Genomic DNA, 13,572 nt, shown 5'->3' with positions numbered 1-13,572 from the left:
TTCAGCCGATCTTCGCGTTCTTCGAGACGGTCACCTGGTCGATGTCGGAGGTCCGCACGGTCACCTCGATCTTCCAGTCGCCCGTCATGGGGATCTGTACTCCGCTCGCCGACCAGTGTCCGGTGGTGATGCGGTCGGGGACGACGGGCAGCGGCCCGATGTCCTTGGCGGAGAGGGTGAGGGCGACCTTCACCTCGGGGATGTCGACGGCCTGGCCGTCCGGGCCCTCCACATAGAGGTGCAGGGTGTTGTCGCCGGTACGGGCGGGGTCGAGGTCGATCGTGACGACGCCCTTGCCGTTCTCGCCGCCGGTGTCGAAGGGCATGTTCAGCGTCACCGTGCCGGTGCCCTGGCCGGTCGGGGCGGAGGACGGGGCCGAGGCGGAGGCGGCCGCCTCCAGCTCCGTACGTCCCGGCTCGGTCTGTGTCAGCACGGTGGTGACGGCGAGCAGGACGACGGCGATGCCCGCCTCGGCGAGCACGGAGCGGCGCAGGCCGGAGCGGTGGGGATCGGCGTCGCGCAGCCGCTTCTGCCGGGCGCTCTCCATCGCGGCCCGCTGCCGGGCGAGCTGAGCGGCCCGGACGTCGCCGGCCTTGTGGTCCCCGGTGGCTTCGACCGCCCCCGCGGGCTGCTTCTCCTCCTCGCGCACCGCCGGGGCAGGTGCCTGCGCCAGCCGTGCCGTCCAGCGCCGTGAGAGGGAGGCGACCGCGACGAGGACCACCACGAGCCCGATCTTGGCGAGCAGCAGCTGCCCGTACCGGGTGTCGGTGAACGCCGACCAGGAACCGAGCTGCCGCCAGCTCTGGTAGACGCCGGTGACGACGAGCGCCACCACGCTGCCGAAGGCGAGCCGGGAGAACCGCTGGACGGCTTCCCCGTCGACCGGGGTGTCGGCGGGTGCCCGGTAGAGGGCGACGAGCAGGGCGGTGAGTCCGCCGAGCCAGGCGGCGACGGCCAGCAGGTGGACCACGTCGACGGGCATGGCGATGCCCGGCTGGAGTCCCTGGGAGGCGTGCTCGGATATGGCCCAGCCGGCGGCGAGTCCGGCCGCCACGACCGTTCCCCCGATCGCCAGCCCGAAGGTCAGGTCCCGCTTCTCCTCGGCCTCGCGCTTGTCATGGGCGCCGAACAGCACCGCGATGAACAGGGCCGCCGCGGCGAGCAGCAGCAGCCGGGAGACCAGTGCCGCGCCGGTCTTCGTCTGGAGCACGTCCCCGAGCAGCGACAGGTCGAAGACGTCGCCGACCGTTCCGGAGGTGGTGTAGGAGCCGCGCAGGAGCAGCAGGGCGAGCGTGGCCGCGGTGAGCGTCAGCCATCCGGAGACGACCAGCCGCTGTACCGCCCGCACCCCGGAGCCGCGTTCCCAGCAGGCGAGCACGAAGGCGGCCCCGCCGGCCATGACGACGAAGCCGGCGTAGGACACGTAGCGGCCGAAGCCGTACAGCCAGCCGACCGGGCCGTCGTCGGAGGCCTGCGCGGAGACCGACACGGAGGTCTTGGAGGGTGCGCCGATGGAGAAGGTGAAGGCGCCGGCGACGGGGTGGCTGTCCGCGGACACCACCTGGTAGGCCACGGTGTACGTGCCGTCGGGCAGTCCGCCGAGCAGCCGCACGGTGTACGTCGTGCCGCTGGGGTTGGCCGGGGCGCCCTTGTCGACCCGCTCGCCCTTGGGGTCGAGGACGCGCACGGCGTCGTCGCCCACCGCGATCTGCTCGGAGAAGGTGAGCGAGACCTGGGCGGGCGCCGTGTCGACCACCGCCCCCTGCCCGGGGTCGCTGCCGGTCAGCGCGGCGTGCGCGGAGGCGGGAGCGGCTCCGGCGAGGAGCGCGCCGGTGACGGCCAGGAGCAGCAGCACCAGGGTCCGCACGCGGGGGGCGATGGTCTGGGTCACAGGGGTGTCTCCCTCAGTGTCCGGTCTTCGGGGTGTAGGTGGCCGGTTTGACCGGTATCTCGACCGTGACGGGGTCCGACTCGGCGAAGCGCAGCTCGACGGAGATCTTCTGACCCTGCTTCGGCTTCCGCTTCAGCCGCTCGAACATCAGGTGGTTGCCGCCGCTCTCGAGCACCAGGGTGCCGTGGGCCGGGATGTCGAGGGCCTCGACCTCCTGCATGGCCCCGTCGACGGTCTCGTGCACGGTGACCTGGCCGGCGACCTCGCTGCTGACCGAGGTCAGCCGGTCCGCGGAGTCGCCCTCGTTGGTGATGGTGAGGAAGCCGGCGGCCATGTCGGAGACCGGCTGCGGCATGTACGCGGAGCCGACGGACAGCTCCGCCGTGCCGCCGTCCGGGCCGCCGCAGCCCGCCAGGGCCAGCGCCCCGGCGACGATCAGGGCCGCGGCTGCCGGGCGCCTCACGGGTTCTCGCCCTTGATGATCTTGGGAAGGTCCTTGGTGTAGTCCTCGACGGTGGCGTCCTCGCCGTAGAGGACGTAGCCGCCGTCGGTCTTCGGAGAGAAGGCGATGACCTGGGTGCCGTGGTCGGAGACGGTCTTGCCGTTGTCGTCCTTGCGCGGCGGGTCGATCGAGATGCCGAGGGTGCGGGCACCGGCCTGGATGGTGTCGAAGTCGCCGGTCAGGCCGACGACCTGGGAGTCGATGCCCTTGAGCCACGTGCCCAGCGCGGCGGAGGTGTCACGTTCCGGGTCGGTGGTGACGAAGACGATCCGCAGCTCGTCCTGCTGGTCCTGGGGCAGCTGCTTCTTGGCCACGGCGAGGTTGTTCATCGTCAGCGGGCAGACGTCGGGGCAGTGCGTGTAGCCGAAGTAGATCAGCGTGGGCCTGCCCGCGGTCTGCTCGCGGAGGTCGTACTCCTCGCCCCGGGTGTCGGTGAGGACGAGGTCCGGCTTCTCGAAGGGCTTGTCGAGGACGGTGGCCGCCTTCTGGGCGCCGGCCTCCTCGGACACCACGGCGATGGGGGCGCCGCTGTCGTCGGAGTCGCCGCCGCAGGCGGACAGGGTGAGGGAGGCGGCGGCGAGCAGGGCCGCGGCCGTGAAGGTCTTCTTGCGCATGGATGGTCCTGAGAGGTGAGTGCTCCGGCGCGCACCGGGAGGCCACGGGCCGGGCCCGGTGCGCGCCGTCGAGAGGGGGGAGGGTCAGGCGGTGGTGCGCCGACGGCCGGCGAGTACGCCGTAGGCGACGCCCGCGGCGCCGACCACGATGCCGACGACGCCCAGGACGCGGGCGGTGGTGTCCGTACCGCCGGAGTCGCCCGCGTCGTCGGAGGCGGTGGTGTGGGCGGAGGCGTTCTCGGCCGCCGCGGTGTCGTCGGAGGCCTGGTCGTCGGCCGCGGCACCGTGCGAGTGGCCGTCCTCGGAGGCCTCGGACAGGGTGAGCACGGGAGCCGGGTGCTCGGGCTCCTCCTGGCCCTCCTGCGGTACCTCGATCCAGCGGACGACCTCCTTGTTGGAGTACGTCTGCAGGGCCTTGAAGACGAGTTCGTCGGTGTCCTCGGGCAGTGTGCCGACGGAGACCGGGAACTTCTGGAAGAAGCCGGGCTCGATGCCGTCGCCCTTGGCGGTCCAGGTGACCTTGGAGACGGCCTCGTTGATCTTCTCGCCGTGCGTCTCGAGCGGCTCGTCCAGCTTGGACGTGGTGACCTGGACGTCCCAGCCCTCGACCGGCTGCGGCATCACGGACGCCAGCGGGTGGTCCGTGGGGAAGGTGACCTCGAGCTTGGTGGTCGAGGCGTTGTCCCGCTCGTTGGGGACCTTGAAGCCGACGACCGCGTAGCCGCCCTGTGCGGCCTCACCCTCCGGCTGCACGCTGACGTGCGCGAAGCAGGGGGTGGACACGGCGAGGACGGCGGCACCGGCGACGGCACCGGCGGCGGCGATACGGGAAGCCTTCATGGCAGAAGCACTCCGCTTCGGTTGAGGTTTCACTGACGGTGAGGGATGTGCCGCGCGTACGGCCGGACGGCCTTTCGGGCAGGACGGCCGGGCGCACACGGAAACGGCCGCACGCGCGCGTGCCGCACGCCGGCGCCCCTCTCCTCGGCCGAGAACCCGGAGTGGTGGTCGCCTCGCGTCAGGCGGCGAGGGCGAGTGCGGTGACGGCGGCCGGCGGGCCGCGGCGGATCACCGTGTGGTGCAGTCCGGCGGAACGCGGCGGGAGCGGGGCGGGCAGCGCGGTGCGCGCCGTGCGCGGGGCCCCTTCCGGTGCTCCCGGGAGCCCGGCGCGCAGGGCACGCACCAGGGCGAGCGCCGCGCGGAGGGACCGTACGAGGGCGCCCTCGGCGACACCGTGCGCCGACAGTTCGGTCAGCCGCAGCAGGGCCAGGTCACCGCGGCGCAGCAGCCATCCCGCGGCCAGTGCCGCGAGGACGTGGCCGAGCAGCATCGGCAGGGACGGCAGCAGGGCCGCCGGGGCGTCCGCGGCGGTCTCCGCGTGGGCGGCGGCCCCGGTGGGGTGGAGCCGCGCCTGGAGGAGGACGCGCTCGGCCTGCGCGGGGCTGAGCCCCGCCGCGGTGGTCCCGCACAACAGCCGCGCGGCCTGTTCGACCAGCGCGGCGTCGGAGAGCGCGGACGACGCACCCGTGGCGGGTGCGCCGTGCTGGCCCAGGCCGAACAGCGTGTGCAGGGCCGTCTGGCCGCACGCCAGCAGCACCGCGATCCCCGGCAGCGACCTGGCGCGACCGGCGAGCGGCGCGGCGACCGCGAGGGTCCCGAGGAAGCCCGCGCCCAGCGTCCACAGCGGTACGGCGGTGCAGGAGGCGAGCGTATGGCCTGCCCCGGCCAGCACGACGCAGACCGCGGCGAACACCGCGGCCCGCAGGATCCGGAGCCCTCGTCCGGAGCGCATCGTGCGCGGGTGGGGGGCAGACATGGCGCGCTCATCATCGCACCGGCCCACCGGTCGCCGTACGGCAGGTCCGCAAGATGAGGTACGACCGGAAGATCACATCTGCGAAGGCGTGCCCCACATACACCGATGGGCTCCACGACACACCCGCCATATGGGCGGTGTCACGTCAACTTCACGCTTACAAGCGAATACTCGGGGCAATACGTAACGGTATGTCGAGCCGCAGCCAGGAGGCTGGAGCATGAGCATCTGGTGGTCACTCCATCTGCGGCGCGATGCCGCCAGTGTGCCGCTCGCCCGGCGCCTGCTGCTCGGCACCATGGAGACCGCGGGCGTCGACCCCGACATCTCCTACGACCTCTCCGTCGCCCTCAGTGAGGCCTGCGCGAACGCGGTCGAGCACGGCGGGGGCACCGCGCGCGGCGGCACCTCGGAGGCGTTCCGGGTGACCGCCTACCTCGACGGCGAGAAGTGCCGTATCGAGGTCGCCGACGCGGGCCCCGGTTTCCCCGGCGCGCCCGGGAACCGCTCCCGCCCGCCGGCCCGTCCCACGCCGCCCGACGCCGAGCACGGGCGGGGCCTGTGCCTCATCCAGGAGCTCGCCGACCACGTCCACATCGGCAACAAGCCGGGCCGGGGCGGCGCGGTGGTGAGCTTCGACAAGATCCTCAAGTGGCGCAAGGACGCCCCGCTCGTCGCGGTGTAGCGACGGCCGGGCACGCGCGCGTGCCCGGCCGTCGTGTCGTGCGTCAGCCCTTCAGGGCGGCCATCCACGCCTCGACCTCGTCAGACCGCCGGGGCAGCCCGTCGGACAGGTTCCGGTTGCCGTCCGCGGTGACGAGGATGTCGTCCTCGATGCGGACGCCGATGCCGCGGTACTCCTCGGGCACGGTCAGGTCGTCGGCCTGGAAGTACAGGCCCGGCTCGACGGTGAGGACCATGCCGGGCTCCAGGGTGCCGTCGACGTACGTCTCGGTCCGCGCGGCGGCGCAGTCGTGGACGTCCATGCCGAGCATGTGACCGGTGCCGTGCAGCGTCCAGCGGCGCTGCAGACCCAGCTCCAGCACCCGCTCCACCGGGCCCTCGACCAGGCCCCACTCGACGAGCCGCTCGGCCAGCACGTGCTGGGCGGCGTCGTGGAAGTCCCGGTACTTGGCGCCCGGCTTCACCGCCGCGATACCGGCCTCCTGGGCGTCGTACACGGCGTCGTAGATCTTCTTCTGCAGCTCGCTGTACGTGCCGTTGACGGGCAGGGTGCGCGTGACGTCGGCCGTGTAGTACGTGTGCGTCTCCACGCCCGCGTCGAGCAGCAGCAGGTCGCCGGAGCGGACCGGGCCGTCGTTGCGCACCCAGTGCAGCGTGCAGGCGTGCGGTCCGGCGGCGCAGATGGAGCCGTAGCCGACGTCGTTGCCCTCCACGCGGGCGCGCAGGAAGAACGTTCCCTCGATGTAGCGCTCGCTGGTGGCCTCGGCCTTGTCGAGGACCTTCACGACGTCCTCGAAGCCGCGCACGGTGGAGTCGACGGCCTTCTGCAGCTCGCCGATCTCGAAGTCGTCCTTGACCAGCCGCATCTCGGAGAGGAAGACGCGCAGCTCCTCGTCGCGCTCGGCGGTGACCTTGTCGGTGAGCGCCGCCTCGATCCCGGCGTCGTACCCGCGCACGACCCGCACCGGGCCGGTGGCCTCGCGCAGCGCGCCGGCCAGCTCGCGGACGTCGGAGGCGGGGATGCCGTACAGCTGCTCGGCCTCGGTGAGGGAGTGGCGGCGGCCGACCCACAGTTCGCCCTGGCCGTCCAGCCAGAACTCGCCGTTCTCACGGTTGGAGCGGGGCAGGAGGTAGACCGTCTCCTTGTGGCCGTCGGCCGTGGGCTCCAGGACGAGGACGCCGTCCTCCGTCTGATTGCCGGTGAGGTAGGCGTACTCGACCGAGGCGCGGAAGGAGTACTCCGTGTCGTTCGAACGCGTCTTCAGGTTGCCCGCGGGGACGACCAGACGCTCGCCCGGGAAACGGGCGGAGAGCGCCGCGCGGCGGGCGGCGGTCTCGGCGGCCTGGGGGATCGGCCGCAGGTCGTGCAGCTCCGTGTCGGCCCAGCCGCTCTTCATGTTCTCGGCCAGCTCGTCGGACACACCCGGGTACAGGCCGTTCTTGCGCTGCTTGACGGGCTCTTCCTCGGCAGTCTCCGGGGTCTCCGGCAGCTCCTCCGCCACGGTCATCCTCCTCGATACGGCACTGGACCACCCCCATCGTACGGTCGGGCGGAAATGACCGAATGGGGCACGGACCGGTGACGGAGGGGGACGGGGAGGCTACTCGAACCGCGCCGCCAGGAGCACCACGTCCTCCCCGGACTCCGCCGTGTCCGCGCCCTCCGGCAGCACCGCCCGCAGGACGTGGTCGGCGACGGCGCCGGGGTCGCGGCGCAGGGCCCTCGGCACCCCGGCCGCCGCAGCGTGCAGCCGTGCGAAGGCGCGGTCGGTCGGGTCGCCGGTGCGGTGCAGCAGCCCGTCGGTGTAGAGCAGAACGGTCTCCCCCGGCTCCGCCTGGACCTCCACGCTCGGCGCCTCCCAGCAGGCGAGCATGCCCAGGGGGGCGGAGACCGACGTCTCGACGAACTCGGTGCGGCGCTCGCCGAGCAGCAGCGGCGGACTGTGCCCGGCGCCGGCCAGCGTGATCCGGCGCAGCGCGGGTTCGCAGTAGCCGAACAGGGCGGTGGCCGACCGGGCCGGTTCGGTGAGCCGGAGCAGCAGCTCCAGGTCGGACAGGACGGCGACCGGGTCCTCGCCCTCCATCACGGCGTACGCGCGCAGCGACGCCCGCAGCCGGCCCATCGCCGCGACCGCGCCGGGCCCCGACCCGGTGACGGAACCGACGGCGAGACCGAGGGCCGCGTCCGGCAGCGGCAGCGCGTCGTACCAGTCGCCGCCCCCGCGCGGGGAGGTGCGGTGCCGCGCGGCGAGCTGGACGCCGGCGATCCGGGGGAGGCGGGAGGGCAGCAGTTCCTCGGCCATCGTGGCCATGCACGCGCGCGTGCGCTCGAGTTCCAGGAGCCGGGCCAGGTGTTCGGCGGCGTGGCGGACGTACAGGCCCACGAGGTGGCGCTGCCGCTCCGACGGCTCGGCCGGCTCGTCGTAGAGCCACACCGCGGCGCCCAGGCGTCCTGCGGCCGCGGTGGCGAGGGGGAGGGCGAAGCTGGCGGCGTAGCCGAGGCGGGCGGCGACCTCGCGGTGCCGGGGGTCGAGCCCCTTCTCGGCGAACAGGTCGGGTTCGGCGATGCCGTCGTCGGCGTCGGACAGTCCGTCCAGGATCCTGCCGTACGGCAGTGAGCCGCGCGGCACCGTCTCCATGTGGCCGAGATCCGCGCGGGCCAGTCCCAGGCCGAGGGTGGTGGCCGGGCCCAGGTCGTCGGCGGGTTCCAGGGCGACGAGACCGCGCCGCGCGCCCACCAGGGCGGCTCCCGCGCGCAGCAGTTCCTGGAGCGCCTCGTCGAGCGTGCTCGCGCGGGCCAGGCGCTCGGTGAGTTCGTGGAGGGTCGTGAGGTCGGAGACCCAGCCGGCGAGCCGGTCCTGGAGCAGCGCGCCCGGCGCGTTCTGAGGGTTTGCCCGGGGAGCCGGGGAGGTACTCGCGGTGACCGACGCGACAGTGTGTGCGGGTGAGGGAACCGTTGAATCGATTCCGGCCACTTTCGGAGGGTGCGGAGCGTTCATGGTGTCCGGCTTTCCGACCGGTACGTACTGCTCAAAAGCATCGCAAACCCCCATGTCATTCTGCGCCGCCGGCAGTGTCTCCACATGTACACGTACTCGTGAGGAGATGTCCAGCATTGTCCTGCTGGGATTGCTGGTGTCCGTGAGACTGAAGGGAACTCCTCGCAGACCCCTTGCCGTACTATGAAGTTGGCTTGAAACTGCCTTAGGGGGAGGCCTATTGCGGTCGACTGGCCTTGCTCGACGGAGCGTCACAACGGTCGTGATGGGTACGTACTCGGTGAAGGCCGGGGGCGGTGGGGACCGCTCGGGAACCCGGCGACGGACCCGGGCGTCTTAACCACTGACGACCGTGCCCCATCCTCCCGTGGCGGAGGCGGAGAGAAACACGCGCGACGGAAAACGCCAGACTTCGCCACCCCACGCCACACCCGTACTTCTGATAGACGCGGTACGGGTGGAACGGCCGCGGAGGCAGCCCGTGCTCGACCCATAGGGGTTCCCCCTGCCCGGCGCGGGGGTGTGATGCGCCCATAGGTACGCACAGTGAAGTGATCGACACATGACGTGATCTGGACCACGGTGTTGCCAGGCGTGCAACGGAAAGGAACGAGCGCTCATGCGCGAGATCCTCGGAAGGCGACGCAGGCTTCTGTCCCGGCGCGGCGACGGAGGGCCCGATCTGATCGGCGCGGCCCTGACCTTCGCGGCGGACTGGCAGTGGCCCGTACTCCCGGGCGTGGCGACGGACCCGCAGGACCGGTCCCGCTGCGCCTGCCCCGACCCCGAGTGCACGGTGCCGGGTGCCCACCCGTTCGACCCCGGCCTCCTCGCCGCCACCACGGACGCGCGCATGGTGCGCTGGTGGTGGGGGAACCGGCCGACGGCGCCGGTCGTCCTCGCCACCGGCGGCAAGGCCCCCTGCGCGGTGTCCCTGCCCGCCCTGCCGGCCGCCCGCGCCCTCGCCGCGCTCGACCGCCGCGGCATGCGGCTCGGCCCGGTCGTCGCCTCGCCGGCCCGCTGGTCGATCCTGGTGAAGCCGTACTCCATGGAGCAGCTGGGCGAGCTGCTGTACGCCAAGGACTTCGTCCCCGGCTCCCTCCGTTTCCACGGCGAGGGCGGCTACCTCGCGCTGCCCCCGTCCGAGACCGCGCGGGGCGGGATCCGCTGGGAGCGCGCGCCGCTGCCCGGCTCGTCCTCGCCGTGGGTGCCCGATGTCGAGGCGGTGGTGGACGCCGTGGTCGACGCCCTGACCCGTAGGGGTGTGAGCGCGCCCGAGATGTAGCGGGTGCGCGCACGGCACTCCGGCCGGGGCACGGCCCCTCCCTCCCGGACCGGGGTGTCCGTTTGTCCCGCGGGCGCGGTGGTGAGCCGTTTGTCCCGCGGGCGCGGTGGCGGTCCGCGCGGCCGCGGGCGGGGCCCACCTGCGGGCCCGGCCGGTGCGGTGCGGCCGCTCACGGCGGCATCGAGGTGCCCCCGCTCGGCGCGCCGGCGCCGTCGACGGGGTCACGCCTCCGGGTCCCAGGGCCTCGTCGGCTCCGTACGGCCCGCCGCGCGAGGCGACGGCATGGTGCCGCCGTGCGGCGCGGACCCGCGCTCTCCTCTCCCGACGGCATCGAGGCGCGGACCTGCGCGTCGGTGCGGGAGAAGGGCGTCCGGGCGCGGACCCACATGTCGCGGCGCCACCGGTGATGCCCGGCCGCCGCGCTCGCCCGCACGGGGCCCGGCGGCGGACGCACCACGCGGGGGCGGGCCGGTACCGCGTGCGACGCCGGACCCGCGCGGCCGGTGCCGCGAGGGAACCGCAGCCGCTGCGCTCCGAGAGCAACTCCCCAGTGGAAACCGGCAGTTGACGGGTGACCGCGTTCCGTGAGCGGTGGCCCGCACGCAAAGACCCGGTTGCTGGCGACGGGGGATGCACCAGCAACCGGGCTACTGGAACGGTAACAAGAGATCGGCGGTTCGCAAATTCGGCCTCGGCTTTCCGGTCACCGATTGGCTTGTCCGCGCCGGGAGTTGCGCAGGAGGCCGGTGGGGCGTGACAGGACGGTTCCGCCGACCGGGCGGCCGGCGGAACCGGGCGTACGGACCTGCCTCAGCTCAGTGTGACCTGGCGGTTCGTCAGACCGCCGCGCGCGCGGCGCTCGTCGGCGGTCAGCGGCGCGTCCGTGGCCAGCGCGGCGGCGAGCCGCTCGGCGAACTCGGCCGCCGGCTTCTCCACGTCCTCGGCGCCGACCCCGCTGGGCAGGTCCCAGACCGGCACGGTGAGCCCGTGAGCGCGGAAGGAGCCCACGAGGCGGGTGCCCTCACCGAGGGAGGAGCCCCCCGCCGCGTGCAGCCGCGCGAGAGCGTCCAGAAGCTGCTCCTCGGGATGCGGCATGACCCACCGCAGATGGTTCTTCTCGGGCGTCTCGCACCAGTACGCGGCGTCCACGCCCGACAGCTTGACGGTCGGGATGGCCGCGGCGTTGGCCCGCTCCAGGGAGGCCGTGACGTCCGGCGTGGCGTTCTCCGGGTCCGGGACCCAGAACTCGAACCCGCTGTGCACGACCGGCTCGAAAGCGCCCTCGGGGTCGAGCAGGTCCTGCAGCCGGGGACCGTCGGCGGGGGCGCGCCGGGACTGCACCGGCGTGCCCGGGTCGGCGGCGAGCGCGCGCTGCAGGGTGTCGGCGAGGTCGCGGCTGATGTCGCCGGAGGAGGTGTCGTTCTGCAGGCCGAGCAGGACCGAGCCGTCGTCGCGGCGCAGGGCGGGCCAGGCCATCGGCAGCACCGTGGCCAGCGTGACCGACGGGACGCCCTCGGGCAGGCCGCCCTTGAGCGTCAAGGCGACGGTGGCGGCCGGCACCAGCTCACGCAGCGCCACCCAGTCGCACTCGCCCGGCAGGCCCTCGAACGGGCGGTGCACCAGCTCGGTCACCGCGTGCGCGGCGGCGCGGCCGTGGCAGGCCTTGTAACGGCGGCCGCTGCCGCAGGGGCAGGGCTCGCGGGCGCCGACGACCGGGATCTGCCCGTCCGTGAGCTGCGGGCGCTTGGCCTTCGTCTGGGGTCGCTTCTTGGCCATCGTGGGTGTCTCCCGGTTACGGCTCGTCTCGTACGGGCGCGAGCCTAGCCGTTCACGCCACGGCCGACGGGAACCTGTGGACAACGTGCCGTCCCGTGGGCACCGCGGGCGGACACGGGACCGCAGCGGTGCCGCTCCCGCCGCCCTCGGCCGCTTCCGTGGTCCTCGGCCGCTTCCGTGGTCCTCGGCCGCTTCCGTGGTCCTCGGCCGGGCCCCCGGCCGAGACCGCCTTCGGCCGGGGCCGCCCTCAGTCCAGGTCGTCGAAGACGTCCGCGAAGTCCAGTCCGGGCAGGCGGGAGACCGCGGGCGCCGTCACCCGTGCGGCGAAGTCCTCGCGCCGGTACCGGGCCCCGGCGTCCGGGTCGTACACGTCGTCGTGGACGACGACCCACACCGTGACCTCGCCCGGCACCTCGTCGCGTACGCCCCAGTCGTCGGCCAGCGCGGTGATGATGTTCAGCCCCCGGCCGCCGTGCGCCGTGACCGACGGGGTGGCCGGAGCCGGACGGGTCGGACCGCCGCCGTCCGTGACCTCCACGACGAGGCGTCCGCACGGGTCCACCCGCCAGGCGGCGCGTACGTCCCCGTCCCCGGCCAGGGCGTCGCCGAGCGGCCGGCCGTGTTTGCACGCATTGCTCAGCAGCTCGGAAAGGATCAGTACGGCATCGTCGACGACCGAGTCCGCCACGCCGCCGTCGCGCAGCTGCGCACGCATGCGGCGCCTCGCCTCCCCCACGCCCGCAGGGCCGTGGGGCACGGCCATGCTCGACGACGTGGGCACCTCCTGTGCCACCACCAACGCCACCCCCGAGACCTCCTTCGCCCCACGCCACGGTGTGGATGCCCCATGGGCCCGAACCGGAAACCGGCCGGTCCGTGAGCGAGGGGGCACTCCGAGCGACCGCACACGCACCGAACGCGCCGGAGCACTCCCCGTAGCCGCGTGGCTGGATTTCGTCGCTGTGGCCGAGATGTGAGGATGAGCCCGGGGCGGGCACGGGGTCAAGACTCGTGCGGGCTGCTTCTGGGGCCGGTGGGGCGGGTGGTTCGCCGCGCGGTCAGCGGCCGAGCCGGTCGAGCACCGCGCGGGGACGGTTGGTGATGATGGCGTCCACGCCGAGACGCACGCAGAGGTCCACGTCCTCCGGCTCGTTCACGGTCCACACGTGCACCTGGCGGCCGGACTGCTTCAGGCGCTCGACGTACGCGGGGTGGCTGCGCACGATGCGGATCGAGGGCCCCGCGATCCGTACGCCGGTGGGCAGCCTCCCGTCGCGCAACCGCGGCGAGACGAACTGCATCAGGTAGACCGTGGGCAGCGTCGGTGAGGCGGCGCGCACCCGGTGCAGCGACCGCGCGGAGAAACTCATCACGCGCACCCGGGAGTCCTCCGCGGCGGCGGGCGCGTCGAGACCGAACCGCTTGAGCAGGAGCAGCAGCCGCTCCTCCACCTGTCCCGCCCACCGCGTGGGATGCTTGGTCTCGATCGCCAGCTCGACCCGGCGCCCGGCGTCGGAGACCAGCTCCAGTAGCCGCTCCAGGGTGAGCACGGAGGTGGCCTCCCGGTCCTCCGGGCGGTGCTCCCAGTCGGGCTCCTCGACGCGGGGCTCCCCGGAGGCGTCGCGGCTCTTCCAGGAGCCGAAGTCCAGGGCGGCCAGATCGGAGAGCTCGAGCGTCGACACCGCGCCGCGACCGTTGGACGTACGGTTGACGCGACGGTCGTGAACGCACACGAGATGACCGTCGGAGGTCAGCCGTACATCGCATTCGAGCGCATCCGCACCGTCCTCGATCGCTTTGCGGTATGCCGCCAGGGTGTGCTCGGGAGCGTCCTCGGAGGCCCCGCGGTGCGCGACGACTTGGGTCAGGTGCTGCCGTGCGTGGGTCACCGCGTCATGGTGCCACCGTCCACGGGTAGACGGGTGCTCGGAGTGGCGTGAACGGTGTCGCCGTCCGGTCGGAGGCATCGGGTGGCGCGCCTTACGTGAGTAATGCCCTATATAAA

At 73.1% G+C, this 13,572-nt stretch carries 12 protein-coding genes; 2 read left to right on the top strand and 10 right to left on the bottom strand.

The window, feature by feature from the left end; all coding sequences use genetic code 11:
• Position 1: 1 nt before the first annotated feature.
• The 5 genes from ACFY3N_RS07425 to ACFY3N_RS07405 form a co-directional block, all read right to left on the bottom strand.
• A complete protein-coding gene (locus tag ACFY3N_RS07425; protein ID WP_390815668.1) occupies positions 2-1,891 on the bottom strand; it encodes a copper resistance CopC/CopD family protein in 1,890 nt (629 codons plus the stop codon).
• Between the two features lie 13 nt (positions 1,892-1,904).
• Complete coding sequence (locus tag ACFY3N_RS07420) at positions 1,905-2,354, bottom strand: copper chaperone PCu(A)C (protein ID WP_390815667.1); 450 nt, start codon at positions 2,352-2,354, stop codon at positions 1,905-1,907.
• On the bottom strand, positions 2,351-3,007 hold the full coding sequence (locus ACFY3N_RS07415) for an SCO family protein (RefSeq protein WP_390815666.1): 657 nt from the start codon (positions 3,005-3,007) through the stop codon (positions 2,351-2,353). Before ACFY3N_RS07415 ends, ACFY3N_RS07420 begins: the two co-directional genes overlap by 4 nt.
• 84 nt (positions 3,008-3,091) lie before the next feature.
• Positions 3,092-3,847, bottom strand: coding sequence for a YcnI family protein (locus ACFY3N_RS07410; RefSeq protein WP_390815665.1), 756 nt, complete (start codon positions 3,845-3,847; stop codon positions 3,092-3,094).
• Positions 3,848-4,025: 178 nt separating this feature from the next.
• Positions 4,026-4,823, bottom strand: a complete 798-nt coding sequence (locus ACFY3N_RS07405; RefSeq protein ID WP_390815664.1) for a hypothetical protein — start codon at positions 4,821-4,823, stop codon at positions 4,026-4,028.
• Between the two features lie 220 nt (positions 4,824-5,043).
• On the opposite strand from ACFY3N_RS07405, the gene ACFY3N_RS07400 reads away from it, so the two are divergent.
• Positions 5,044-5,508, top strand: coding sequence for an ATP-binding protein (locus ACFY3N_RS07400; RefSeq protein WP_390815663.1), 465 nt, complete (start codon positions 5,044-5,046; stop codon positions 5,506-5,508).
• Positions 5,509-5,551: 43 nt separating this feature from the next.
• On the opposite strand, the gene ACFY3N_RS07395 is transcribed toward ACFY3N_RS07400, so the two are convergent.
• Both ACFY3N_RS07395 and ACFY3N_RS07390 read right to left on the bottom strand, forming a co-directional pair.
• Complete coding sequence (locus ACFY3N_RS07395; protein ID WP_390815662.1) at positions 5,552-7,009, bottom strand: aminopeptidase P family protein; 1,458 nt, start codon at positions 7,007-7,009, stop codon at positions 5,552-5,554.
• Between the two features lie 99 nt (positions 7,010-7,108).
• Positions 7,109-8,623 carry a PP2C family protein-serine/threonine phosphatase gene (locus ACFY3N_RS07390; RefSeq protein ID WP_390815661.1) on the bottom strand — a complete coding sequence of 505 codons (1,515 nt, stop codon included), beginning with the start codon at positions 8,621-8,623 and terminating at the stop codon, positions 7,109-7,111.
• A 502-nt stretch (positions 8,624-9,125) separates the two neighbouring features.
• Between ACFY3N_RS07390 and ACFY3N_RS07385 the strand changes: the two genes are divergently transcribed.
• Positions 9,126-9,791, top strand: a complete 666-nt coding sequence (locus ACFY3N_RS07385) for a bifunctional DNA primase/polymerase (RefSeq protein ID WP_390815660.1) — start codon at positions 9,126-9,128, stop codon at positions 9,789-9,791.
• 810 nt (positions 9,792-10,601) lie between these two features.
• On the opposite strand, the gene ACFY3N_RS07380 is transcribed toward ACFY3N_RS07385, so the two are convergent.
• The 3 genes from ACFY3N_RS07380 to ACFY3N_RS07370 all read right to left on the bottom strand — a co-directional run bounded on the left by ACFY3N_RS07380 (position 10,602) and on the right by ACFY3N_RS07370 (position 13,456).
• Positions 10,602-11,567: a DUF5926 family protein gene (locus ACFY3N_RS07380; RefSeq protein ID WP_390815659.1), complete on the bottom strand. Its 966-nt coding sequence runs from the start codon at positions 11,565-11,567 to the stop codon at positions 10,602-10,604.
• 247 nt (positions 11,568-11,814) lie between these two features.
• The gene (locus ACFY3N_RS07375) at positions 11,815-12,372 is read right to left on the bottom strand and encodes an ATP-binding protein (RefSeq protein ID WP_390815658.1); all 558 of its coding nucleotides are present in this window, start codon (positions 12,370-12,372) and stop codon (positions 11,815-11,817) included.
• 253 nt (positions 12,373-12,625) lie between these two features.
• Entirely contained in the window at positions 12,626-13,456 is an 831-nt protein-coding gene (locus ACFY3N_RS07370) for a glycerophosphodiester phosphodiesterase (RefSeq protein WP_390815657.1), read from the bottom strand.
• Positions 13,457-13,572 lie beyond the last annotated feature (116 nt).

It is taken from the genome of Streptomyces sp. NPDC000348, assembly GCF_042898795.1.
Lineage (GTDB): Bacteria > Actinomycetota > Actinomycetes > Streptomycetales > Streptomycetaceae > Streptomyces.
This window is presented reverse-complemented; position numbering and strand designations above follow the sequence as displayed.

Excerpts from the sequence above, each read along its gene's own strand:
- ACFY3N_RS07400 (WP_390815663.1), top strand. The coding sequence starts at position 5,044 with ATGAGCATCTGGTGGTCACTCCATCTGCGGCGCGATGCCGCCAGTGTG.
- ACFY3N_RS07415 (WP_390815666.1), bottom strand. The coding sequence starts at position 3,007 with ATGCGCAAGAAGACCTTCACGGCCGCGGCCCTGCTCGCCGCCGCCTCC.
- ACFY3N_RS07390 (WP_390815661.1), bottom strand. The coding sequence starts at position 8,623 with ATGCTGGACATCTCCTCACGAGTACGTGTACATGTGGAGACACTGCCG.
- ACFY3N_RS07405 (WP_390815664.1), bottom strand. The coding sequence starts at position 4,823 with ATGTCTGCCCCCCACCCGCGCACGATGCGCTCCGGACGAGGGCTCCGG.
- ACFY3N_RS07410 (WP_390815665.1), bottom strand. The coding sequence starts at position 3,847 with ATGAAGGCTTCCCGTATCGCCGCCGCCGGTGCCGTCGCCGGTGCCGCC.
- ACFY3N_RS07380 (WP_390815659.1), bottom strand. The coding sequence starts at position 11,567 with ATGGCCAAGAAGCGACCCCAGACGAAGGCCAAGCGCCCGCAGCTCACG.
- ACFY3N_RS07385 (WP_390815660.1), top strand. The coding sequence starts at position 9,126 with ATGCGCGAGATCCTCGGAAGGCGACGCAGGCTTCTGTCCCGGCGCGGC.